Genomic DNA, 21,130 nt, shown 5'->3' with positions numbered 1-21,130 from the left:
CGGCTCAGCCGGCGAGGTCGGCGACGGCGGACTCGAGCTCGGGCTCGGTGAGCACGCCCTCGGCGACGATCTCGCCGTCGGCGTCCAGCACCACGAACGTCGACTGCTGGGTCATGCCGAAGTGCTGCCAGACCTCCCCGGCGTCGTCGACGAGGTGGGTGATCCCGGCGATGTTCTCCTCGGCCATCTCGCTGATGGCCGAGGCGTCGTCGAGCCCGCCCACGCCGACGACCGCGACGTCGTCGCCGTACTCCTCGGCGAGGCCGGTGACGGCCGGGATCTGCATGATGCAGGTGGGGCACCACGGTGCCCAGAACCACAGCACGGCCGGGGAACCGGCGAGCGACGCCCCGTCGAACTCCTCGCCGTCGAGGGTGGTCGCGGCGAAGTCGTAGACCGCGGGCACCGCCTCGGTGGCCATGTCGTCCTCGGCCATCTCCTCTTCTGACATGTCCTCTTCTGACATGTCCTCGTCGGCCATGTCGTCGGTGGCGGTGTCGCTCGCCATCTCGTCCGCGGTCGCGGTGCCGGCTGCGGGCGCCGGGTCGTCGGCGGCGCACCCGGACAGGGCGAGCGCGGTGGCCAGGGCCAGGGCGGCGGGAAGAGGTCGGCGCGTCATGCACCCAGTCTTGCCCGGCAAGGTGCTCCGCGGGACCCCCGGACGTCTTACGGGATGGTGACGGCGCGCGAGAATGGCCGCATGTCCCGCGTGCCGCCACCCCCGGACTCGCCGCCCCCCGACGCGCCACCCTCCGACCCGCCACCGCGTCGCGGACCCCGCAAGCACGTCCCCCCGCTGCCGGTGCGGGACGGGCTCAACCCGACGCGTCTCGTGCTGCCGCACGACGCCGCCATGGCCGCGCGCCACCGTACGGCGTTCGACTACCTGCTCACGAGGTTCCCCGACGACGCCGACCGGCTGCGCGAGAAGGTGGCGGCCGGCGAGGTCGTCACCGGCGGCGGCACGGTCGTCACCCCGACCACGCCCTACGAACCGCGCGGCTTCCTCTACCTGTACCGCGACCCGCCGTCGGGCGAACCGGAGGCGCCCGGTCTGGCCGAGATCGAGGTGCTGCACCGCGACGAGGACCTGCTCGTGGTCGACAAGCCGCACCTGGTGGCGACGATGCCCCGCGGACGCTGGGTCACCCGCACGGTGCTCACCCACCTGCGCCGCTCGCTCGACCTGCCCGACCTCGTCCCGGCGCACCGCCTCGACCGCCCCACGGCCGGCGTGCTCGTCCTCACCGTGCGTCCCGCGGTGCGCGGCCCCTACCAGCTCGTCTTCCAGGAACGCCGGGTGGAGAAGGTCTACGAGGCGGTCGCGCCGCTCCCGCCGGACGACGGCGGCGCGCACGACGGCGAGCAGGGCTTCCCCCGCACGGTGCGGTCACGCATCGTCAAGCGCCGCGGTGTGGTCCGGGCCGAGGAGGTGCCCGGCGAGCCGAACGCCGAGTCGTGGATCGACCTGGTGGCCCGCGACGACGAGCGAGGTCTGGGGCTCTACCGGCTCCGGCCCCGCACCGGCAAGACCCACCAGCTCCGGCTGCACATGGCCTCGCTCGGCCTGCCGCTGCTGCACGACCCGTTCTGGCCCGAGCTACGACCGGACGCCCCGGACGACCCGGAGCGCCCGCTGCAGCTCCTGGCACGGTCCCTGGCCTTCGACGACCCGCTCACCGGCGAGCCACGGCTGTTCACGTCCCGGCGGGCGCTGTCCGAGTGGTGAGAGAATCGCCGTCGTGAACCTCCCGCCCCTCGACGACGGCACGCCGGCACAGGCGGTCGTCGACCTCGACGCGATCAGCGACAACCTGCGCGCCCTGCGGAGCCACGCGCCGTCGTCGGACGTCATGGCGGTCGTCAAGGCCGACGGGTACGGGCACGGGATGCTGCCCGCGGCGCGGGCGGCGCTCGCGGGCGGGGCCACCTGGCTCGGCGTCGCCACGGCCGCCGAGGCGTTGACGCTGCGTGCCGGCCTCTCGGGTGCCGACGTGCGCGTCCTGGTCTGGCTGCTGACCCCGGGTGCGCCGTTCGCCGACCTGGTCCGCGCGGACGTCGACGTCACCGTGGCGGCGCCCTGGGCGCTCGACGAGGTGGCCGCCGGCGCCCGGGCGGCGGGCCGGGCGGCACGCGTGCACCTCAAGGTGGACACGGGGCTGTCCCGGGGCGGTGTGGCCGCCGGCGACCTGCCGGAGGTGGCGCGGCGCGCCGCGGCCCTGGAGGCCTCCGGCGAGCTGAGCGTCGTCGGGGTCTTCTCCCACCTGGCGTGCGCCGACGAGCCGGGACATCCCTCGATCGCGCGGCAGGCGACCGCCTTCGACGCGGCGCTGGCCGTGACGGGCGACGCGGGTCTACGACCCGAGGTGCGCCACCTGGCGAACTCCGCCGCGACGCTCACCCTCCCCGAGCTCCACTACGACCTCGTGCGTCCCGGCATCGCGGTGTACGGGTTCGCACCCAGCCCCGCGCTCGGCGTGCCGGGCGACCACGGGCTCCGGCCGGCGATGACGTTCCGGTCCCGGCTGGCGAACGTCAAGCAGGTCGCTGCGGGGGAGGGCGTCTCCTACGGGCACCTGTACACCACGTCGCAGGACACCACCGTCGGGCTCGTACCGGTCGGCTACGGCGACGGGGTGCCGCGCCATGCCTCGGGCGGGTCCGCCGGACCGGGCGGGCCCGTCGCCGTCGGGCAGGGGCCGGGCGCTCGCGTGCTGCGCGTGGCGGGCCGCGTGTGCATGGACCAGCTCGTCCTGGACCTCGGGCCGGACGCCGCGGAACGTGCCGGTGACGTGGTCACCCTGTTCGGCTCGTCCGACGGCGTCGCGCACGGCGCCGACGTCCCCAACGCCCAGGACTGGGCCGACGCCGCCGGCACCATCAGCTACGAGATCGTCACCCGCCTCGGTGCGCGCGTGCCGAGGGTCTACGTGTCAGAAGGAGATGTGCACCAGTGAGCGACGTCGTCGTGCAGACCGAGACCGACCTCCCGGACGCCGCGACCACGCGGGCGCTCGGCGCGGCGCTGGCCGGGGTGCTGCGGGCCGGGGACCTGGTGATCCTCACCGGTGACCTCGGTGCGGGCAAGACCACGCTGACCCAGGGGCTCGGTGCCGCGCTGGGGGTGCGGGGGCAGGTGGCCTCCCCGACGTTCATCGTGGCGCGCGAGCACCCGCCGCTGCCGGGGTCGACGGGCTCCGACGGAGCCTCGGGTCCCGCCCTGGTGCACGTGGACGCCTACCGGCTCGGCGACCTGTCGGAGCTCGACGCGCTCGATCTCGACTCGTCGCTCGACGAGTCGGTGACCGTGGTGGAGTGGGGCCGCGGGCTGGCGGAGGCGCTCACCGACGAGCGGCTCGAGATCGACCTCGAGCGCCCCCGGGGCGGTGTGGGCGACGACCTCGAGGTGGACGCGGAGGCCGGCACACGGCACGCGGTGCTGCGCGGGATCGGCGCGCGGTGGGAGGGCGTCGACCTCGCCGCGGTGGTGCGCTCCGCGCTGCTACCTCGGCCGTAGCGGTACTACCTCGGCCGTCAGTAGGCTGGGGGCGTGGCAGTTCTCGCTCTCGACACCTCCGCGGCCGTGGCCGTCGCACTCGTGGACGACGACGGCGCACGCCTCGCCGCGCGCACGTCCACCGAGCGCCGCCGGCACGCCGAGTCGCTCGCACCCCTGATCGCCGAGGTCCTGGCCGAGGCCGGCCTCGAACGCACGGACCTGACCGCAGTCGTCGGCGGTACCGGACCGGCTCCCTTCACCGGGCTGCGCGTCGGGCTGGTGACGGCCCGCACGCTGGCGCTCAGCCTCGGCATCGACGTCCTCGGCGTGCCCAGCATCGACGCCCTGGCGGTGCAGGCGGTCGCGGACCTCGGCCTGCGGCCGGGGGACGAGGTCCTCGCCGCGACCGATGCCCGCCGCAAGGAGGTCTACTGGGCGCGCTACCGCGTCGTCGCGCACGAGGGACCGCACGGGGTGCCCGTCCTGGAGACGCTCCACGGACCGGAGGTGCAGAAGGCGGCCGAGGTGGCCACGGCACAGCTCGACGCCCCCACCGAGGCAGGCGCGCGGCTCGGCGTCGTCGGCGAGGGCGCAGCGCTCTACCCCGAGGACCTGCCGCCCGCCGACGACGCCCCGCTGGTCCCGGACGCGACGGTGCTGGCGCGGGTCGCGCTCGCCCGGCGCGCGGCCGGCGCTGACCTGCCGACGGAGCCGCTGTACCTGCGCCGCCCCGACGTGCAGGAGCCGGCCGGAGCCAAGCGGGTGCAGTCCACCGCCGGAGGCGCGGCATGACCCAGAACGCGCTGGAGGTCCGGCTGCGACCCCTGGAGAGCGCCGACTTCGACCGCGTTCTCGAGCTGGAGCGCGAGCTCTTCGGGGCGGGCGCGTGGACGTACGGGATGCTCGCCGACGAGCTCGCGGGCCTCGGCCGGTGGTACGTCGTGGCCGAGCCCGCCGACGCCGCGGAGCGCTACGGACTCGGGCGGCGACCCGTGATCGGGTACGCGGGCCTGTGGTTCGACGGCGAGGTGGCGCAGGTGATGACCCTCGGCACCGCGCGGAGGTACCAGAGCCGCGGGGTGGGGCGGCTGCTGCTGCAGGCGCTGGTCGACCGGTCCCGCGAGCTGCGCGCCCGGGCGCTGTTCCTGGAGGTCGCGGTGGACAACGCCCACGCGATCGCCCTGTACGAGCAGTTCGGGTTCGAGCGCCTCGGGGTGCGCAAGCGCTACTACCAGCCCGAGGACAAGGACGCCTTCACGATGCGGATGGACCTGGCGCAGTCGCAGACGGGTTCGACGGCGCCCGGGGACGCCGCGTGAGCGGAGGGCCCGCGGCGCGCGAGCAGGTCCTGGTCGACGTCGCCACGCTGGCGGCGGACCTCCAGCTCGGAGGGCTGGAGGACCCGGCCGGTGGTGCGCCGGTGCTGCTCGACGTGCGCTGGGAGCTCGGCCGGAGCGACGGCCGCGAGCAGTACGAGGCCGGGCATCTGCCGGGTGCGGTGTTCGTCGACCTCGAGACCGGTCTGGCCGCGCCGCCGTCGCCGGCCGAGGGACGCCACCCGTTGCCGTCGGCGACCGCCTTCCAGGAGGCAGCACGGAGCTGGGGGATCGGGACGGGCTCGCGCGTCGTCGTGTACGACGCCGTCGGCGGCACGTCCGCCGCGCGAGCCTGGTGGCTCCTGCGCTGGTTCGGGCACCGGCAGGTGCAGATCCTCGACGGCGGGCTGGCTGCCTGGGTGCGGGCCGGCCACCCGCTCGAGGCGGGCTCCGTCGAGCGCGAGCGCGGCGACGTCGTCGTGCGCCCCGGCGGGATGCCCGTGCTGGACGCCGGCGAGGCGGCGGAGCTCGCGAGGGACGGTGTCCTGCTCGACGCGCGGGCGGCCGAGCGGTACCGCGGCGAGGTCGAGCCGGTGGACCCCCGGGCGGGCCACGTCCCGGGTGCCGTCTCGGCCCCCACCGCCGGCAACCTGGCCGACGACGGGACGTTCCGCCCGGCGGCGGAGCTCACGGAACGGTTCGCCACGCTCGGCGCGACGGCCGACCGACCGGTGGGCGTCTACTGCGGCTCCGGCGTGACGGCGGCGCACGAGGTGGCCGCGCTGGCCTCGGTGGGCGTCGCGGCGGCCCTGTACCCCGGGTCGTGGTCCCAGTGGTCGAACGACCCGGCCCGCCCGGTCGCCACCGCCTGACCCCGAGGGGCCAGGCGGGGGAGGGTCAGAGGACCTCGGCGACCTGGTCGAACGCGAGGCGCGGGTTGCGCGGGTACGGGGACCCCTCGCCCTCGGCGACGCCGACGTTGACGACCATGAAGGACTTCCAGCCGGTCCCGGCGAAGAACTCGCCGTCGACCCCGTCGAAGTCCATCCCGTCCATCGGCCCGGCAGCCAGACCGACCGCACGCAGCGCGACGACGAGGTAGCCGGCCTGCAGCAGCGCGTTCTTGCGGGCCATGCTCTCCCGCACCTCGGTCGCGGGCGCGAGCTGCTCGCGGATGCCGGGGTAGACCGGGAAGAGCTCGTCCAGGTGCTCGTGGAACGCCGGGTCCGCGGCGAGGACCAGGGAGACCGGAGCGGCCTCGACCTTCGGCCTGTTCCCCTCGGCCATGTGCGGCACCAGCTGCTGCCGGGCCTCGGCGGAACGGACCACCAGCAGGCGCAGGGGCAGGGTGTTCATCGCCGTCGGGCCGAGCTTGGCGAGGTTCCAGGCAGCCTGGAGCTGGGCGTCGGTGACCTCGGCGTCGGTCCACTGCGAGGTGGTGCGGGCCTGGCGGAAGATGCGGTCGGCCGCGGTCTCGTCGATGGCGAGGGGAGCGGTCTCGAGAAGGGTGTCGGTCATGCCCCGAGCAACGTGTTCATGCTTGCGGATGATTCCTGCCGCAGCGGTGACGTGCGACACGCTCGGCCGGGCCTCAGAGCTCGGTGAGCAGCTCGAAGTCGACCCCGTCGGCGCGTGCCAGGTAGAGGCGCTGGGCGGCGTGGTTGCCGCTGAACTGCATCGGTCCGCGAGGCCCCTCGTAGACGAGCCCGTCCACCGACCGGTCCGTGGCGGCGACGGCGGGGCTCCCGGCCCGCTGCACGATCGAGCGCAGGGCGAAGATCCCCTCGTAGCACGCCTCCGCCGCCGCTCCCACGGCCGGGGCGTGAAGCCCGTGGTGGGCCGTGTACCGCCCGATGAGGTCGAGGGCCTCGCCCGTGGCGAGGCTGCGGAACCAGCCACCCGCCGAGTAGAGGTCCGTCGTGGCGCCGGCACCGCTGCCGAGCAGCATGTTCTCCTCCATGAGCGTGCTGAGCCGCAGCATCCGCTCGTGCAGGCCACGGCGGGCGAAGGCGCGGTTGAACCGCACGCCGTTCTGCCCGACCATCAGCAGCAGCACACCGTCTGCCCGGGCCGCCTCCACCGCGTCCAGGGTGGCTGCCAGGACGGGCGCGCTCGCGCCGGCGGCCGGCAGGAACCGCGCGCCGGCGAACTGCGCGTCGAGCCCGGCGATCTGGCGCGTGAGCACCCGGAACGTCCCGCGCGGCCAGGCGTAGTCGTCCCCCACCACGTACCAGCGCCGGACGCCGCGGGTGGCCCGCAGGCGCCGGATCGCCGGGAAGAGCTGCGCCGAGGGCACCTCGCCGGTCACGTACAGCCCGGACCTGCGTTCCGCGCCCTCGTAGGCGGCGGGGTAGACGTACGGCACCCGCTGCTGCACCACCGGCACGACGGCGTTGCGCACGGCGGACGTGTGCCAACCGGTCAGCGCGTCGAGGCGACCGGCGTCGAGGGCGGCGCCCAGCTCGCGCCGCAGCACCGGCGGCGGCTGACCGGCGTCGAACAGCTCGGCCCGCACCGGTCTGCCGAGGACACCACCGGTCGCGTTGATCTCCGCGACCGCGAGCTCGGTGACCGCCTGGCACGACGGGCCGTAGATCCCGCCGGGCCCCTGGAAGTGCAGCAGGACGCCGACGACGAAGTCAGACATGACGCCCCGTCCCCGCGGGGGACCCGCGGGCCCCGGCCTGTGTTGGCGGGTATTCTACGAGCACCGAGAAGGAGAGATCAGGATGCGGACACCACCTGGGACGGTCAGCCGGCGCCGCACCGACGTCGAGTCGGCCATGGCCGCCGCCGTCCTGCGCGAGTCGGTGCTGGGCGCCCGCCGGTCCTCGCGCCGCGCGGGCGACGTCCTGCGCGCGGAGGGGTTCACCCTGGACGAGTGGCTCGTGCTCGGCACCCTGGAGGACGCGGACGGCCTGACGATGAGCGAGCTGCGCGAGGCCACCGTCACGGACAAGGCGACCCTCGGGCGCCGGGTCGACTCCCTGGTCACCCGTGCCCTGGTCTACCGCGAGGTCGACGGGCTCGACCGCCGGGTGATCCGGGTGTTCCTCTCCGCCCGCGGCCGTGACGTCCTGTCACGCCTCACGACGCTGCTGGCGCAGGACTAGCGCCCCGGCGCCCCACGCCACGACCAGCACCACGGTCAGCGCGACGCCGTAGGGGGCGAGGTCGACGGACGCTCCCGGGACGGCCGCCGCGGCGGGCACGTGCTCGGCGAGGGTCTGGACCAGGGTGACGACCGCGATCCCCAGCGCGGCGGCCGCGGAGACCCCCGTGACCAGCACGTCGTAGCGCACCCGTCGGCGCCCCGTGGGCCGCGCGCCCGCCGTGACGTAGACCCGCCGGGCCACGGCACCCTGGGCCGAGTCGAGCAGCGACATCCCCGCGGCGAAGAGCAGCGCGAGCGGCAGGGCGGCGTACCAGCTGCTCTGGTCGAGGGTGGCGGCGCCGGCCACCGCCAGCAGGCCGATCGAGGTGGCGGTGTCGAAGCCGAGACCGAACAGCAGCCCCACGCCGTACATCCGGGCAGGTCGGTCGGTGGCCCACTCGAAGCGGCGCAGGAGCCAGGAGACGGGACCGCCGCCCACGCCGTCCGGGGCCGTGGTGGGGGAGCGCAGCGCGCGGCGCAGCAGGACGACGTTCACGGCGCCGATCACGAGCAGGAACGTGCTGGCGACCAGCGGCCCCCACACCCCGGTGACGCGGCGCAGCAACGAGGAGTCGTCGTCCAGCATCGGCGCCAGCGCCTGCACGCCGAGGGTGAGGAGCGCGGCGGCCACCACCACGACGGTCGAGTGACCGAGGGAGAACCACAGGCCGACGCCGCGGGCGTCACGCTCGGTGCGGACGAGCCGCCGGGTGGTGTTGTCGATCGTGGCGATGTGGTCCGGGTCGAACGCGTGCCGCAGGCCGAGGCCGTACGCGGTGAGACCGAGGGTGAGCAGCACGGCGGTGCCGCCGTCCTGCAGGACCACGACGGCGGCGATGCCGGCGAGGCCGACGGCGTGCAGCGCCGCGACGACCGGCACCGTCAGGTGCCGGCGTGCCGTGCGGGCCGGCAGGTGGGTGGGCACGTGGGTGGGCCGGCGGGTGGGCATCCTGGTCATCCGTCTTCTCCGGGTTTCGGTCGGTGGTGGGCGAGCGCGCGCTCGACCGGGCTGAGGTGCGTCGCCGACCCCAACCAGCGGGTGACGGTCCCGCCGCGGTCGAGCCGCAGGGTGGTCGCGCCGGGGACCGGCCCCGGCAGGTCCGACTCCTCCAGGGCCTCGAGCTCGTCGGTCGCGTGCACGTCGGTGAGGGTGTCGAGCACGCGGTACGGACCGAGCACGCCCGGGACGGGGGCCGTGCCGGAGGCGACGACCTCCTCGACGAGCACGGGCCCGACGTCGTCGGCCACGTCGCTGCGGACGACGACGCGGCCGCCGTGCTCGCCGTCGCGGCCCAGCACGACGGTCTCGCGCAGGACCAGGCGCGCGCCCGCGCCGAGGCGGACGGTGGTCGCCCGGACGACGTCGGCGCCGCCGGCGACGACGAGCGGCATCCCGGCCCAGTCCAGCCGGGCGCCGCGCCCCAGGCGGACCTCGACGTCCCAGCGGCAGGCCGCGCCCTCGCCGTCGTAGGCGACCGTCCCCCCGACGTCGGTGATCCGCAGCGCGCAGCCGTCGGCCACGTCGACCCGTACGACGACGTGGTCGCCGCCGAGCAGCACGGCGCCCGTGGCGACCAGCGCGACCTCCGCCCGGACCGCGCCGCGGGAGACGGTCCGCACGGCGAGCAGCCCGTCGGTCGCGTCCACCCGCACCGGCGAGCCGGGAACGGTGCCGCGGCTCAGGCGGACGGCGGTCGTCGCCCGGGTGTCAGCGAGCGACGACGTCGTGGTCATCGGCGTGCGAGTGCGCGTGATCGCCGTCGGCGTGGCTGTGCAGCACGCCGCCGTCCTCGTCGGCGTGGAAGTGCGGGGCCATCGGGCCGGGGTCCTGGGCCACGTGCGCCCCGGAACGGTAGGCGGCGAGCACGTCGAGCACCCACGCGCGCAGCGCCGCCACGGAGCTCTCGTCGGTGCGGGACAGGGCGATCACCGCGCGACCCTCCCGTGCCGCGGAGGCGTCGGCCACCATCCGTTCGACGTCGACGCCGACGTGCGGGGCCAGGTCGGTCTTGTTGACGACCAGCAGGTCCGCCCGGCCGATGCCGGGGCCGCCCTTGCGGGCGACGTCGCCGCCACCGGCGACGTCGAGGACGAAGATCTGCGCGTCGACCAGCGCCGGGGAGAAGGTGGCGGTGAGGTTGTCGCCGCCGGACTCGATGATGACCACGTCCAGCGGTGCGAAGTCCGCCGCGAGGTCCTCGGCCGCGAGGAGGTTCGCGGTGACGTCGTCGCGGATCGCGGTGTGCGGGCAGGCGCCCGTCTCCACGGCGCGGATCCGTTCCGGTTCCAGCACGCCGGCGGACCGCAGGAACCGGGCGTCCTCGTCGGTGTAGATGTCGTTGGTGATGACACCGATCTCGAGCTCGGTGGCCAGGGCGCGGCACACGGTCGCGATGAGCGACGACTTGCCGACGCCCACGGGGCCGGCGACGCCGAGGCGCAGCGGCCGGGCCGTCGTGGTCGGTGCGGTCTCGGGGAGCGGGTTCTCAGGCACGGAACAACCTCTGCTGGGTCAGGGCGTGGGCCTCGGCCCAGCCTTCGGTCAGGGGAGCGCCGGACGACGGGATGTCGTCCGGGGTGGTGCACGCCGCGACCCGGGCCACGTGGGGCTCGGCGGCGGCGCAGGCGTCGAGGACCCATCGGGCCGGGACGAGCGGGTCCAGGGGCTCGAGCTTGAGCAGGGCCGACGCCGCCGTCTGGGCGTCGTCGTACACCGTCAGCCGGACGAGGTCGGCGGGACCGAGCCCGCAGGCGGCGGCGACCGCCCCGAGCACGACGGCGCGAGGCACGCTGCCGTGCCGGACGGCCAGCCCGGCGGCGGCAGCGACGGCGTGGTGGTCGGCCCACAGGGTCCGGGCCACGCGCAGGTAGCCCCGTCCCAGCAGGCGGGCGGCGTCGCGCAGCGCGCCCGAGGGCGTCCGGGCCGCCCACGCGCGGGCGACGGCGTCGAGCCCGTGCGCGCCGCCGGTCGTGAGGACATGGGCGGTGACGACGGCCGTGCCCGCCTCGACGAGGCTGACCGTCGTGGCGCGGCCGGCCATCCAGGCCGGGACGTCGTCGACGGGGAGTCCGCCGAGCAGGGCCGGCTCGAGGCTCGCGGAGTGCGCGTGACCGCCGCCCGGCAGGCGGGCGTCGGCCAGCAGCAGGGCGACCGTGCCCGGGGCCGGGGCAGTGCGCTCGGCGGATCGGGTGGTGGCGGGAGGAGGTGTCGGCACGGGTCAGAACATCGAGTAGAGCTGCGCCAGGGGCAGCTGGACGGCCGGTGCGGGCTCGACGCGGTCGCCGTCGATGCGGATCTCGAACGTGTCGGGTCGGATGTCGATGCGGGGCAGCGCGTCGTTGTTGCGCATGGCGGACTTGCCCACGCCGCGGGTCGAGGCGATCGGCGCGAGCCGGCGGCGCAGCCCGAGCCGGTCGGCCAACCCGTCGTCGATCGCGGCAGGTGCCACGAAGGCGAGCGAGGTGTCGGCCGCGAGCGCGTCGCCGAACGCGGGCCGCTGCAGCACGGGCTGCGGGGTGGGGATGGAGGCGTTCGGGTCGCCGAGCGCCGCCCAGGCGATGACGCCGCCCTTGATCACCAGCTCGGGCCGGAACCCGAAGAACCGCGGGTCCCACAGCACCAGGTCCGCGAGCTTGCCCGGCTCCACCGAGCCGATCTCGGAGTCGACGCCGTGGGCGATCGCCGGGTTGATCGTGTACTTGGCGACGTAGCGCCGGGCGCGCTCGTTGTCGGCCGGCTCGCTGCTGCCGAGCGGGCCGCGGCGATGCTTCATGACGTGCGCCACCTGCCAGGTCCGGCAGATCACCTCGCCGATGCGGCCCATGGCCTGGGCGTCGGAGGAGGTGATCGAGATCGCGCCCATGTCGTGCAGCACGTCCTCGGCGGCGATGGTGGTCGCCCGGATGCGCGACTCGGCGAACGCGAGGTCCTCGGGCACGGCGGGGTTGAGGTGGTGGCAGACCATGAGCATGTCGAGGTGCTCGGCCACCGTGTTGACGGTGTGGGGCAGCGTCGGGTTGGTCGAGCCGGGGATCACGTGCTCGAGCCCGGCGATCTCCAGGATGTCCGGGGCGTGCCCGCCGCCCGCGCCCTCCACGTGGTACGCGTGGATGCCGCGGCCCGCGATGGCGTCGATCGTGGACTGCACGTACCCGGTCTCGTTCAGCGAGTCCGAGTGCAGCGCGACCTGCAGGCCCCACTCGTCGGCGGCACGCAGCGCGGCGTCGATCGCGGCCGGGGTGGAGCCCCAGTCCTCGTGGACCTTGTAGCTGCCCGCCCCCGCGAGCGCCTGCTCGGCCAGGGCCGCCGCGCTGACGGTGTTGCCCTTGCCGAGCAGCAGGACGTTGAGAGGGATCGGGTCGAGGGCACGCAGCACCTGTCGCAGGTGCCAGGCGCCCGGGGTCACCGTGGTGGCCTTGGACCCCTCCGAGGGTCCGGTGCCGCCGCCGGCGACGGTCGTGAGGCCGGTGGCGAGCGCCTCGTGCAGCGCGGACGGCGAGAGCAGGTGCACGTGCGGGTCGAACCCGCCGGCCGTGAGGATCCGCCCCTCGCCGGAGATCACGTCCGTGGACGGCCCGATCACGAGGTCCGGATGCACGCCGTCGGCGACGTCGGGGTTGCCGGAGCGCCCGAGCGCGACGATCCGGCCGTCGCGCAGGCCCACGTCGGCGCGGACCACGCCCCACCAGTCGAGCACGACGGCGTTGGTGATCACCGTGTCCAGGGCACCCTCGGCCCGGGTCCGGGTGGACTGCGCCATCGACTCCCGGATCGTCTTGCCGCCGCCGAACACCGCCTCCTCGCCGCCGACCGTGCGGTCCTCGGTGACCTCGATCCACAGGTCGGTGTCCCCGAGGCGGACCTGGTCGCCCACGGTGGGGCCGTAGAGGGCGGCGTAGCGCTCGCGGTACACCCAGACCATCAGCGCACCGTCCCGGCGTCGGCCGTGGTGCTGCCGTGGGAGGCCACGGCAGTGGGGTCGACGGCGCCCAGGCGGCCGCCGTCGACCTTGTCCCGCTGCAGGCCGGGCACCCGGCGGGCACCGCGGACGGCGACGGCGTCGACCTCGCGGCTCACCCCGGGCTCGAACCGCTGCGAGGTGCCGGCGGGGACGTCGAGGCGGAAGCCGTGCGCGGCGGCGCGGTCGAGGCGCAGGGCCGCGTTGGCGTCCGGCAGGTGGACGTGCGAGCCGACCTGCACGGGACGGTCGCCGGTGTTGGTCACGACGAGCCGCAGACGCTCGGCGGGGGTGCGGTCGGCGTTGAGCTCGATCCGGCCCGGAACGACGCGGATCGCGCCGGGGCCGGTGGTGCTGTGGGCGCTCACGGTGCTCCTACGGGATCGGGTGGTGGAGGGTGACGAGCTTGCGGCCGTCGGGGAACGTGGCCTCGACCTGGACGTCGGTGAGCATCTCGGGCACACCGTCCATGACCTGGTCGCGCGCGAGCACGCTGCTGCCGTCACGCATGAGGGTGGCGACGTCGGCGCCCTCGCGGGCACGCTCCAGCACCCAGCAGGACAGCAGGGCGACCGCCTCGGGGTGGTTGAGCCGGACGCCGCGGCCCAGACGGTCGCGGGCGACCATGCCGGCGACGGCGAGCAGCAGCTTCTCGGTGTCGGCGGGGGTCAGGTGCACGGTGCCTCCGGCGTCCGACGGGCGGGGTGGCCGGTCACAGCGCCATCGCCTCCCGGGCGTCGTGCACCGCCGCGGCCCCGCCGGGCGCACGGTGCGTGATCCGGCCGGACGTCATGACGAGGTACTCCCCGGCGTGCTCCACCGCGTAGCCGATGTGCTGCTCGACGAGCAGCACGGACAGCTCGCCACCGCTCGACAGGTCGGTGATCGCGTCGTAGATCTCGCGCACCACGTTGGGCTGGATGCCCTCGGTCGGTTCGTCCAGGACGAGCAGCCGCGGCCCGGTCACCAGGGCGCGGGCGATGGCGAGCTGCTGGCGCTGCCCCCCCGAGAGGAGTCCCGCCTGCCGGCCGAGCAGCGGCCCCAGGGCGGGGAAGAGGTTCAGGGCCTCGTCGGTCCGACGGCGGCCCGCGGCGCCGTACGCGTCGGCCACCACCTGCAGGTTCTCCCGGGCGGTGAGCTGGCCGAACGACTGCTGGCCCTGCGGGACGTAGGCGATACCGCGACGCACGCGGCGGTGCGGCGGCCAGCCGGTCACGTCCGTGCCGGCGAGGCGGACCGTGCCGGCCCGGGCGGGCAGGAGCCCGAGGACCGCGCGCAGCAGGGTCGTCTTGCCGGCCCCGTTGTGGCCGAGGACGGCGGTCAGGCCGCCGTCCGGCACGGTGAGGTCGACGCCGTGCACCACCGTGGTGCGTCCGTAGCCGGTGCTCAGGCCGGTGAGCTCGAGCGTCATGCGTCCTCCTGGGTGGTCAGGGGTCCGGCGGCCTGGGTGGTCGGGGGCTCGGTCGAGACCGGGCTGCCGAGGTAGACCTCGACGACGGCGGGGTCGTTCTGCACCTCCGCGACCGTGCCCTCGGCGAGGACCTGGCCCTGGTGCATGACGGTGACCGAGTCGGCGAACGACCGCAGGAAGTCCATGTCGTGCTCGACGACGACCACCACGCGCTGGGACCCGATGCGCCGCAGCAGCTCGCCGGTGGCCTCCCGTTCCGCGTGGGTCATGCCCGCCACGGGCTCGTCGAGCAGCAGCAGGTGGGCGTCCTGGACCAGCAGCATCCCGATCTCGAGCCACTGCTTCTGGCCGTGGGCGAGCACGCCGGCGGCAGTGTCCCGCAGAGCCGTCAGCCCTACGAGCTCGAGCGCCTGCTCGACGGCCTCAGGTACCGCGCCGCGGCGGCGCAGCATGGTCAGCGGTCCACGGCGGGCGCCGGCCGCGATGTCCAGGTTCTGCAGCACGGTCAGCTCCTCGAAGACGCTGGCCGTCTGGAACGTGCGGCCGACGCCGTCCCGGGCGATCCGGTGCGTGCCCCGCCCGAGCAGCTCCTTGCCGCCGAACCGGGCCGAGCCCGTGGCGCTCGCCAGCCCGGTCACCGCGTCGATCAGCGTCGTCTTGCCGGCGCCGTTGGGTCCGATGAGGAACCGGAGGTCGCCCTGGGTCACCGTCAGGTCGACGTCGCGGACGGCGACGAAGCCACCGAAGGCGACACGCAGCCCGCGCACCTCCAGGTAGTCGTGCCGGAACCGTGTGGAGTCGGTCCCGAGCAGGGCCTCCGCGGCGGTGCCGGTGGGCTCGGCGCCGGCCGCGGTCTCGGCGGTGGGGACGTGGGTCATGGGGTGCTCCCCTCGGTCTGCGTGACAGGTGCGGGCGGGGCGCTCCGGGCGGCGCTCCTGCGCCGTCGGCGGCGCACGAGGGAGGCGAGGCCGCCCGGCAGGAACGCGACGACGCCGATGAACAGGGCGCCCTGGAAGTAGATCCAGCCGGAGGGGAACTGCTCCGAGATGGAGGTCTGCGCCCAGCTGACGGCGATCGAGCCCAGCACCGGGCCGAGCAGGGTGGCCCGACCGCCGATGGCGACGCCGACGAGGAACCCGATCGAGGGCACCACCCCGACGTCGGCGGGGGAGATGATGCCGACGACCGGCACGAAGAGCGCCCCGCCGACGGCCGCCATCACGGCGGCGACGACGTACGCCACCGTCTTGACCAGGGCCGGGTCGTACCCGAGGAACCGGACGCGGTCCTCGCCGTCGCGCACGGCGACGAGCAGCTCGCCGAACCGCGAGACCATGAGCTGGCGGGCGACCAGGACCATGGCCAGCAGCGCACCGGCCGCGATGAGGTAGAGCATCCGCTGGTTGACGGGGTCGGTGAGGTCGTAGCCGAAGAAGGCACGGAACCCGTTGAGCCCGTTGGTCCCGCCGGTGGTCTGCTGCTGGCCGATCAGCAGGATCGCGAACGCGGCGGCGAGCGCCTGGGAGAGGATCGCGAAGTAGGCGCCGCGGACCCGCCGGGTGAAGACGGCCCAGCCGAGCAGCCCGGCCAGCAGCGCGGGCACCAGCGCGACGAGCAGGATCGTGGCCACGGGCGACCGCAGGGGTTCCCACCACCACGGGACCTCTCCGGTGCCGTACAGGCTCATGAAGTCCGGCACCCCGCCGGGTCCGGCGTCGGCCAGCTTGAGGTGCATCGCCATGAGGTAGGCGCCGAGGCCGAAGTACACGCCCTGGCCGAGGGTCAGCAGGCCGCCACGTCCCCAGGCGAGACCGATGCCGACCGCGACCATCGCCAGGCACAGGAACTTGGCGAGCAGGCTGAGCCGGAACGGGCTGAGCAGCAGCGGTGCCACGGCGAAGAGGACGACGGCGGCGAGCGCGAAGCCGGCCAGCGCCCGGGAGCGGCCGGGGCGCAGCAGGGCGGCGAGCCGGTCGGTGGTGCGGTGCGTGGTGGTCATACCAGGCTCCTCGTCCGCACGGTGACCAGCCCCTGGGGCCGCACCTGCAGGAACGCGACGATCACGACGAAGACGAGCACCTTGGCCACCGAGGCCGTCGTGGAGTACTCGAAGAACGACTGCATCAGGCCGAGGGCCGTCGCCGCGATGACGGTGCCCTTGATCTGACCGATACCGCCGGCCACCACCACGAGGAAGGCGTCGACGATGTAGCTGGTCCCGAGGGTCGGGCCGATCGAGCCCAGCAGGGTGAGGGCGACGCCGGCGATCCCCGCCATCCCGGACCCGATGAAGAAGGTCAGCCGGTCGGTGCCCCGGGACGAGATGCCGGACGCCTCCGCCAGGTCGCGGTGCTGGACCACGGCGCGGATCCGTCGGCCGAGCGGGGTGGCCTGCAGGACGAGGGCGAGCGTGGCGACGCAGACGACGGCGACCGCCAGGATGAACAGGCGGGTCTTCGGCAGGGCGACACCGCCGACGGTGACCGCGCCGGAGAGCCACTCCGGCGCGGTCACGTCGACGTTGGGCGCACCGAACACGTCGCGCGCCACCTGCTGGAGGACCAGCGCGACGCCCCACGTGACGAGCAACGTGTCCAGCGGCCGGTGGTACATCCGGTGGATGAGGGTCGCCTCGAGCACCAGCCCCAGGACGCCACCGACCAGGAAGCCGAGGGGCAGCGCGACCAGCAGGCTCACACCGGCGCTCCCGACGAAGCCCTGCACCACGAAGGCCGTGTAGGCGCCGGCCATCATGAACTCTCCGTGGGCCATGTTGATCACCCCCATCTGGCCGAACGTCAGCGCGAGGCCGAGCGCGGCGAGGAGGAGGACCGAGCCGAGGCTCAGGCCCGCGAAGAGCTGGTTCAGGATGTCCATGGTCGATGTCCCGTCGTCGTCGGCGTCCGGACCGGGTCAGGAGAGGCCGTCGGCCCAGTCGTAGCCCTCGAGGAACGGGTCGGGCTCGATGGGGCCGTCCGAGCTCCACTCGGTGTGGATCAGGCCGTCGGCGCCGATCCGGCCGATGAGCGCGGTCTTGGCGATGTGGTGGTTGTCGCCGTCGACGGTGACCGTGCCCTCCGGGGCGTCGAAGCTGACGCCGTCGGCCGCCTCCTGGACGTCCGCGACGGCGAACGACTCGGCCTTCTCGACCATGCCCTTCCAGAGGTGGAGGGAGTCGTAGGCGGCCTCCATCGGGTCCGAGGTGACGCGGTCCTCGCCGTACTCGGCCTTGAACGCCTCGACGAAGGCGGCGTTCTCCGGGGTGTCCACCGTCTGGTAGTAGTTCCAGGCGGTGAGCTGGCCCTCGACGTTCTCGACGCCGATGCCGCCGATCTCCTCCTCGGCGATCGACACCGACAGGACGGGCATCTCGTCGGCGGCGAGTCCCGCGTTGGAGTACTCCTTGAAGAACGCGACGTTGGAGTCGCCGTTGAGCGTGTTGAACACGGCGTCGGCGTCCGCCGACCGCACCTTGTTGACGATCGTGGAGAAGTCGGTGTGGCCCAGCGGCGCGTACTCCTCGCCGAGGACCTCGATGCCGTGCGCCTCGGCGTAGGCGTTGATGATCTTGTTCGCGGTGCGGGGGAAGACGTAGTCCGAGCCGACGAGGAACAGCGACTCGACGCCCTGCTCGGCCAGGTAGTCGAGGGCCGGGACGATCTGCTGGTTCGTCGTGGCGCCCGTGTAGAAGATGTTGGGCGAGGCCTCCAGGCCCTCGTACTGCACCGGGTAGAACAGCAGCGAGTCGTTCGACTCGAAGACGGGGAGCATCGCCTTGCGCGAGGCCGACGTCCACCCGCCGAAGACCGCGGCGACGCAGTCGCTGGTGATGAGCTTGGTCGCCTTCTCGGCGAACACCGTGGGCTCGGACTGCCCGTCCTCGGTGACGACCTCGAGCTGCTTGCCCAGGACGCCGCCGTCGGCGTTGATCTCCGCCGCGGCGAGCTGGAGCGAGTCGTGCACCGTCTGCTCGGAGATGGCCATGGTGCCGGACAGCGAGTTGAGGAACCCGATCCGCACGGTGTCGCCCGAGGTGTCGACGCAGCTGTCCGCGGTGCCGGCCGACGGGTCGGCGCCAGCGGCGTCGACCTGTGCCCCGCAGGCCGTCAGGGCCGTGACGGCCAGTGCTGCGATGGAGAGGACGCCGAGACTTCTCGTGCCGGCGTGTGTCCGTAGACGCATGACGTGCTCCGTTCGTGGCGGGGTTCCGGGTGGCTCCGGGACCGGGACTTAGGTTCAGATGAACCTAAGTACGCCGAGGTGTCCGGTCTGTCAGCCCCGCGTAACTTTCGTGTTTCCACCCACGGGCCGACCTGACCTGCCCCGACGTCGGGCCGCCCCGCGCGCGATGCGATCATGGGTGCCATGACTGACCAGACCGGTGGCGAGCCCCTGGTGCTCGGGATCGAGACCTCCTGCGACGAGACCGGCGTCGCGCTGGTGCGTGGCGACACGCTGCTCTTCGACGCCGTCGCGAGCTCCATGGACGAGCACGCCCGCTACGGCGGCATCATCCCGGAGGTGGCCAGCCGCGCCCACCTCGAGGCGATGGTCCCGACGATCCGGCGCGCGCTGGGCGAGGCCGACGTCGACCTGTCCGAGGTCGACGCGATCGCCGTGACCGCCGGGCCGGGGCTGGTCGGGCCGCTGACCATCGGTGCGAGCGCCGCCAAGGCGCTGTCGATCGGTCTCGGCAAGCCGCTCTACGGCGTCAACCACGTCATCGGGCACGCGGCGGTCAACCAGCTCGTCGACGGCCCCTTCACCGGGCGCTCGATGGCGCTGGTCGTCTCCGGCGGCCACAGCTCGCTGCTCCTGGTCGACGACATCGCCACCGACGTCACCGAGCTCGGGTCCACGCTCGACGACGCGGCGGGCGAGGCCTTCGACAAGGTGGGCCGCCTGCTCGGCCTGCCCTACCCGGGCGGTCCGCACATCGACCGGCTCGCCCGCGAGGGTGACCCCGAGGCGATCCGGTTCCCGCGCGGGCTCACGGCGCGCAAGGACCAGGAGAAGCACGCCTACGACTTCAGCTTCTCCGGGCTCAAGACGGCCGTGGCCCGGTGGGTCGAGTCGTGCCAGGACGCCGGCCGCGAGGTGCCGGTGGCCGACGTCGCGGCCTCCTTCGCCGCCGCGGTCGTCGACGTGCTGACGGCCAAGACGATCGCGGCGTGCCGGGCGCACGACGTGGACACCCTGGTGATCGGCGGCGGGTTCTCCGCGAACAGCCAGCTGCGCGACATGGCGGCCGAGCGCTGCGCCGAGGCGGGCATCGACCTGCGCATCCCGCCGATCCGCTACTGCACCGACAACGGGGCGATGATCGCGGCGCTGGGCTCCGCCGTCGTGCGGGCCGGGGTGGCGCCGTCGGACCTCGACATCGGGGTCGACTCCTCGATGCCGCTGACCGCGATCACGGTCTGACCGCGTGCGGGCGCTGTACGTCGAGGTGACGGTCCGCACCACGATGGACCGGATCTGGGAGCTCACCCAGGACCCCGAGCAGCACGCGCGCTGGGACCTGCGGTTCAGCCGGATCGTGCCCACCGGCACCACGGCCACGGGTGCCACCCGGTTCCGCTACGAGCGAGCGCTCGGACCGCACACGATCCGCGGCACCGGCACCTCTCTGGGGGAGCGCCACGGCCCCGACGGCACCCGTACCTCCGCGCTGCGCTTCGGCACCGACGACCGCACCTCGCCGTTGCGGGACGGGCGTGGGTACTGGAGGTACACCCCGGTCGAGGGCGGGGTCCGCTTCGTCACCGGGTACGACTACACCCCGGGGTTCGGCCGCGCGGCCGACCGTGTGCTGCGTCCGCTCGTGCTGTGGATGACGGCGTGGAGCTTCGACCGGCTGCGGATCTGGGCCGAGACGGGCGTCCCGCCCGAGCGGTGGCCCCTCGTCTCGGTGCTGGCCCTCTGGCGCCGGGACCGCCCGCGAGCGTCCCGCTGCGTCACCCGGCGCCCGGGGCGGGACCCGATGCGCGACGCCCCGCGCTCCCTCGACACCCTGGAGGCACCGTGACCGGGACACCGCACGAGACGCCGGCCGCGACCCCGGCCGAGGCCGGTGCGAGCATCTTCCGCCGGGCCCTGGGCGCGGACTTCGACCGGCTGCACCCCGAGCTCCGGCGACGCTTCGGGGTGTCGACCGACGGCGGGTACGCGTGCGTGGGGCGTGGCGTCATGCGCCGCATCCGCCGCGGCCCCTGGTGGACGGTGCCGTTCCTGCAGATCGGCCGGCTGCGCAACATCCTCGTCGCGGACGTCGGCGAGGACGTGCCCTTCACCGTGGAGAACTACCCGTACCAGGACCCGTACGGGCGCGAGACCGTCACGTTCGTCCGCGAGTACCGGGTGCCAGGGCGGCGGCGGCCGAGCCGCTTCGACGCCACGATGGTCCTCGACGCGGGCCGCGGCAGGATCGTCGACTACCTCGGCACGCACCAGCACCTGGCGGTCGACCTGGACCTGCGGGTGGAGCCCGATGGGTCGCTGCTCCTGCGCTCGGGCGCCCAGCGCTTCTACGAGGGTGTGCTCGGGTTCCGCTTCCCGATGCTCTTCTCGGGGCGGGCGACGCTGCGCGAGCGCTTCGACGACGAGGCCGGCGTCTTCCGCATCGACCTGGAGGTCCACCACCGGCTGTTCGGCTTCCTCTTCGGCTACGACGGCACCTTCACCTGCGAGTACCCGGAGGCGACGACGGCGCCCCAGCGGCTCCGGCCCGTCCGGCACGAGCGCCGGCTCTGACGCGGCTCCGCGCGACGCTGCGCGGCCCCGGCCAGGCCC

The 21,130-nt window shown here is 74.3% G+C and carries 25 protein-coding genes; 10 read left to right on the top strand and 15 right to left on the bottom strand.

The annotated features are described in order from the left end of the window. Nucleotides 1-4 precede the first annotated feature (4 nt). Nucleotides 5-619 (bottom strand): redoxin family protein, encoded by a 615-nt coding sequence (locus MWU57_RS12930; RefSeq protein ID WP_246909602.1) that lies wholly within the window; start codon nt 617-619, stop codon nt 5-7. Nucleotides 620-700: 81 nt separating this feature from the next. Between MWU57_RS12930 and MWU57_RS12925 the strand changes: the two genes are divergently transcribed. From MWU57_RS12925 to MWU57_RS12900, 6 genes are read left to right on the top strand one after another with little or no spacing between them, the layout of a single operon-like run. Then, on the top strand, nt 701-1,729 hold the full coding sequence (locus MWU57_RS12925; protein WP_246909600.1) for a pseudouridine synthase: 1,029 nt from the start codon (nt 701-703) through the stop codon (nt 1,727-1,729). Nucleotides 1,730-1,742: 13 nt separating this feature from the next. Next, nucleotides 1,743-2,957: an alanine racemase gene (gene alr, locus MWU57_RS12920; protein WP_246909598.1), complete on the top strand. Its 1,215-nt coding sequence runs from the start codon at nt 1,743-1,745 to the stop codon at nt 2,955-2,957. Next, entirely contained in the window at nt 2,954-3,517 is a 564-nt protein-coding gene (gene tsaE / locus MWU57_RS12915; RefSeq protein WP_246909596.1) for a tRNA (adenosine(37)-N6)-threonylcarbamoyltransferase complex ATPase subunit type 1 TsaE, read from the top strand. The genes alr and tsaE overlap by 4 nt, the downstream gene beginning before the upstream one ends. Before the next feature lie 33 nt (nt 3,518-3,550). Beyond that, the gene (gene tsaB / locus MWU57_RS12910) at nt 3,551-4,291 is read left to right on the top strand and encodes a tRNA (adenosine(37)-N6)-threonylcarbamoyltransferase complex dimerization subunit type 1 TsaB (protein WP_246909594.1); all 741 of its coding nucleotides are present in this window, start codon (nt 3,551-3,553) and stop codon (nt 4,289-4,291) included. Beyond that, nucleotides 4,288-4,818, top strand: a complete 531-nt coding sequence (rimI, locus tag MWU57_RS12905; protein WP_246909592.1) for a ribosomal protein S18-alanine N-acetyltransferase — start codon at nt 4,288-4,290, stop codon at nt 4,816-4,818. Before tsaB ends, rimI begins: the two co-directional genes overlap by 4 nt. Further along, complete coding sequence (locus MWU57_RS12900) at nt 4,815-5,687, top strand: sulfurtransferase (protein ID WP_374108553.1); 873 nt, start codon at nt 4,815-4,817, stop codon at nt 5,685-5,687. The genes rimI and MWU57_RS12900 overlap by 4 nt, the downstream gene beginning before the upstream one ends. Before the next feature lie 25 nt (nt 5,688-5,712). On the opposite strand, the gene MWU57_RS12895 is transcribed toward MWU57_RS12900, so the two are convergent. Both MWU57_RS12895 and MWU57_RS12890 read right to left on the bottom strand, forming a co-directional pair. Continuing rightward, nucleotides 5,713-6,333 (bottom strand): malonic semialdehyde reductase, encoded by a 621-nt coding sequence (locus MWU57_RS12895; RefSeq protein ID WP_246909590.1) that lies wholly within the window; start codon nt 6,331-6,333, stop codon nt 5,713-5,715. Between the two features lie 73 nt (nt 6,334-6,406). After that, nucleotides 6,407-7,462, bottom strand: coding sequence for a substrate-binding domain-containing protein (locus MWU57_RS12890; protein ID WP_106267225.1), 1,056 nt, complete (start codon nt 7,460-7,462; stop codon nt 6,407-6,409). Nucleotides 7,463-7,544: 82 nt separating this feature from the next. Between MWU57_RS12890 and MWU57_RS12885 the strand changes: the two genes are divergently transcribed. Next, nucleotides 7,545-7,928, top strand: a complete 384-nt coding sequence (locus MWU57_RS12885; RefSeq protein WP_246909588.1) for a MarR family winged helix-turn-helix transcriptional regulator — start codon at nt 7,545-7,547, stop codon at nt 7,926-7,928. Here the strand turns inward: MWU57_RS12885 and MWU57_RS12880 are convergent. From MWU57_RS12880 to urtA, 12 genes are read right to left on the bottom strand one after another with little or no spacing between them, the layout of a single operon-like run. Continuing rightward, nucleotides 7,896-8,927 (bottom strand): HoxN/HupN/NixA family nickel/cobalt transporter, encoded by a 1,032-nt coding sequence (locus MWU57_RS12880; RefSeq protein WP_246909586.1) that lies wholly within the window; start codon nt 8,925-8,927, stop codon nt 7,896-7,898. The two genes, MWU57_RS12885 and MWU57_RS12880, sit on opposite strands and share 33 nt — an antisense overlap. After that, nucleotides 8,924-9,703, bottom strand: coding sequence for an urease accessory protein UreD (locus MWU57_RS12875; protein WP_246909584.1), 780 nt, complete (start codon nt 9,701-9,703; stop codon nt 8,924-8,926). Before MWU57_RS12875 ends, MWU57_RS12880 begins: the two co-directional genes overlap by 4 nt. After that, a complete protein-coding gene (gene ureG / locus MWU57_RS12870) occupies nt 9,678-10,463 on the bottom strand; it encodes an urease accessory protein UreG (RefSeq protein WP_246909582.1) in 786 nt (261 codons plus the stop codon). Before ureG ends, MWU57_RS12875 begins: the two co-directional genes overlap by 26 nt. Further along, complete coding sequence (locus MWU57_RS12865) at nt 10,456-11,184, bottom strand: urease accessory protein UreF (protein ID WP_106267216.1); 729 nt, start codon at nt 11,182-11,184, stop codon at nt 10,456-10,458. Before MWU57_RS12865 ends, ureG begins: the two co-directional genes overlap by 8 nt. 3 nt (nt 11,185-11,187) lie before the next feature. Then, nucleotides 11,188-12,891: an urease subunit alpha gene (locus tag MWU57_RS12860; RefSeq protein ID WP_106267214.1), complete on the bottom strand. Its 1,704-nt coding sequence runs from the start codon at nt 12,889-12,891 to the stop codon at nt 11,188-11,190. Next, nucleotides 12,891-13,295 carry an urease subunit beta gene (ureB, locus tag MWU57_RS12855; protein ID WP_374108552.1) on the bottom strand — a complete coding sequence of 135 codons (405 nt, stop codon included), beginning with the start codon at nt 13,293-13,295 and terminating at the stop codon, nt 12,891-12,893. Before ureB ends, MWU57_RS12860 begins: the two co-directional genes overlap by 1 nt. A gap of 7 nt (nt 13,296-13,302) precedes the next feature. Continuing rightward, the gene (locus MWU57_RS12850; protein ID WP_106267210.1) at nt 13,303-13,605 is read right to left on the bottom strand and encodes an urease subunit gamma; all 303 of its coding nucleotides are present in this window, start codon (nt 13,603-13,605) and stop codon (nt 13,303-13,305) included. Between the two features lie 34 nt (nt 13,606-13,639). Then, on the bottom strand, nt 13,640-14,338 hold the full coding sequence (locus MWU57_RS12845; protein ID WP_106267208.1) for an ATP-binding cassette domain-containing protein: 699 nt from the start codon (nt 14,336-14,338) through the stop codon (nt 13,640-13,642). Beyond that, nucleotides 14,335-15,216: an urea ABC transporter ATP-binding protein UrtD gene (gene urtD, locus MWU57_RS12840; protein WP_106267206.1), complete on the bottom strand. Its 882-nt coding sequence runs from the start codon at nt 15,214-15,216 to the stop codon at nt 14,335-14,337. Before urtD ends, MWU57_RS12845 begins: the two co-directional genes overlap by 4 nt. After that, the gene (urtC, locus tag MWU57_RS12835; RefSeq protein ID WP_246909579.1) at nt 15,213-16,337 is read right to left on the bottom strand and encodes an urea ABC transporter permease subunit UrtC; all 1,125 of its coding nucleotides are present in this window, start codon (nt 16,335-16,337) and stop codon (nt 15,213-15,215) included. Before urtC ends, urtD begins: the two co-directional genes overlap by 4 nt. Then, a complete protein-coding gene (gene urtB / locus MWU57_RS12830) occupies nt 16,334-17,215 on the bottom strand; it encodes an urea ABC transporter permease subunit UrtB (protein WP_246909577.1) in 882 nt (293 codons plus the stop codon). The genes urtC and urtB overlap by 4 nt, the downstream gene beginning before the upstream one ends. 36 nt (nt 17,216-17,251) lie before the next feature. After that, nucleotides 17,252-18,520 (bottom strand): urea ABC transporter substrate-binding protein, encoded by a 1,269-nt coding sequence (gene urtA, locus MWU57_RS12825; protein WP_246909576.1) that lies wholly within the window; start codon nt 18,518-18,520, stop codon nt 17,252-17,254. Between the two features lie 183 nt (nt 18,521-18,703). Here urtA and tsaD point away from each other — a divergent pair, with 183 nt between their 5' ends. The 3 genes from tsaD to MWU57_RS12810 are packed head-to-tail and all read left to right on the top strand — an operon-like array spanning nt 18,704 to nt 21,091. Then, complete coding sequence (gene tsaD / locus MWU57_RS12820) at nt 18,704-19,762, top strand: tRNA (adenosine(37)-N6)-threonylcarbamoyltransferase complex transferase subunit TsaD (protein ID WP_106267423.1); 1,059 nt, start codon at nt 18,704-18,706, stop codon at nt 19,760-19,762. A gap of 4 nt (nt 19,763-19,766) precedes the next feature. Continuing rightward, nucleotides 19,767-20,366: an SRPBCC family protein gene (locus MWU57_RS12815; protein ID WP_246909575.1), complete on the top strand. Its 600-nt coding sequence runs from the start codon at nt 19,767-19,769 to the stop codon at nt 20,364-20,366. Then, entirely contained in the window at nt 20,363-21,091 is a 729-nt protein-coding gene (locus tag MWU57_RS12810; protein WP_246909574.1) for a DUF4166 domain-containing protein, read from the top strand. The genes MWU57_RS12815 and MWU57_RS12810 overlap by 4 nt, the downstream gene beginning before the upstream one ends. Nucleotides 21,092-21,130 lie beyond the last annotated feature (39 nt).

Source organism: Isoptericola sp. S6320L, assembly GCF_023015685.1.
Classification (GTDB): domain Bacteria; phylum Actinomycetota; class Actinomycetes; order Actinomycetales; family Cellulomonadaceae; genus Isoptericola; species Isoptericola halotolerans_A.
This window is presented reverse-complemented; position numbering and strand designations above follow the sequence as displayed.

Excerpts from the sequence above, each read along its gene's own strand:
- MWU57_RS12875 (WP_246909584.1), bottom strand. The coding sequence starts at position 9,703 with ATGACCACGACGTCGTCGCTCGCTGACACCCGGGCGACGACCGCCGTC.
- urtA (WP_246909576.1), bottom strand. The coding sequence starts at position 18,520 with ATGCGTCTACGGACACACGCCGGCACGAGAAGTCTCGGCGTCCTCTCC.
- urtB (WP_246909577.1), bottom strand. The coding sequence starts at position 17,215 with ATGGACATCCTGAACCAGCTCTTCGCGGGCCTGAGCCTCGGCTCGGTC.
- rimI (WP_246909592.1), top strand. The coding sequence starts at position 4,288 with ATGACCCAGAACGCGCTGGAGGTCCGGCTGCGACCCCTGGAGAGCGCC.
- MWU57_RS12925 (WP_246909600.1), top strand. The coding sequence starts at position 701 with ATGTCCCGCGTGCCGCCACCCCCGGACTCGCCGCCCCCCGACGCGCCA.
- MWU57_RS12880 (WP_246909586.1), bottom strand. The coding sequence starts at position 8,927 with ATGACCAGGATGCCCACCCGCCGGCCCACCCACGTGCCCACCCACCTG.
- MWU57_RS12885 (WP_246909588.1), top strand. The coding sequence starts at position 7,545 with ATGCGGACACCACCTGGGACGGTCAGCCGGCGCCGCACCGACGTCGAG.
- MWU57_RS12895 (WP_246909590.1), bottom strand. The coding sequence starts at position 6,333 with ATGACCGACACCCTTCTCGAGACCGCTCCCCTCGCCATCGACGAGACC.
- MWU57_RS12890 (WP_106267225.1), bottom strand. The coding sequence starts at position 7,462 with ATGTCTGACTTCGTCGTCGGCGTCCTGCTGCACTTCCAGGGGCCCGGC.
- MWU57_RS12930 (WP_246909602.1), bottom strand. The coding sequence starts at position 619 with ATGACGCGCCGACCTCTTCCCGCCGCCCTGGCCCTGGCCACCGCGCTC.
- MWU57_RS12845 (WP_106267208.1), bottom strand. The coding sequence starts at position 14,338 with ATGACGCTCGAGCTCACCGGCCTGAGCACCGGCTACGGACGCACCACG.
- tsaD (WP_106267423.1), top strand. The coding sequence starts at position 18,704 with ATGACTGACCAGACCGGTGGCGAGCCCCTGGTGCTCGGGATCGAGACC.
- MWU57_RS12860 (WP_106267214.1), bottom strand. The coding sequence starts at position 12,891 with ATGGTCTGGGTGTACCGCGAGCGCTACGCCGCCCTCTACGGCCCCACC.
- urtC (WP_246909579.1), bottom strand. The coding sequence starts at position 16,337 with ATGACCACCACGCACCGCACCACCGACCGGCTCGCCGCCCTGCTGCGC.
- urtD (WP_106267206.1), bottom strand. The coding sequence starts at position 15,216 with ATGACCCACGTCCCCACCGCCGAGACCGCGGCCGGCGCCGAGCCCACC.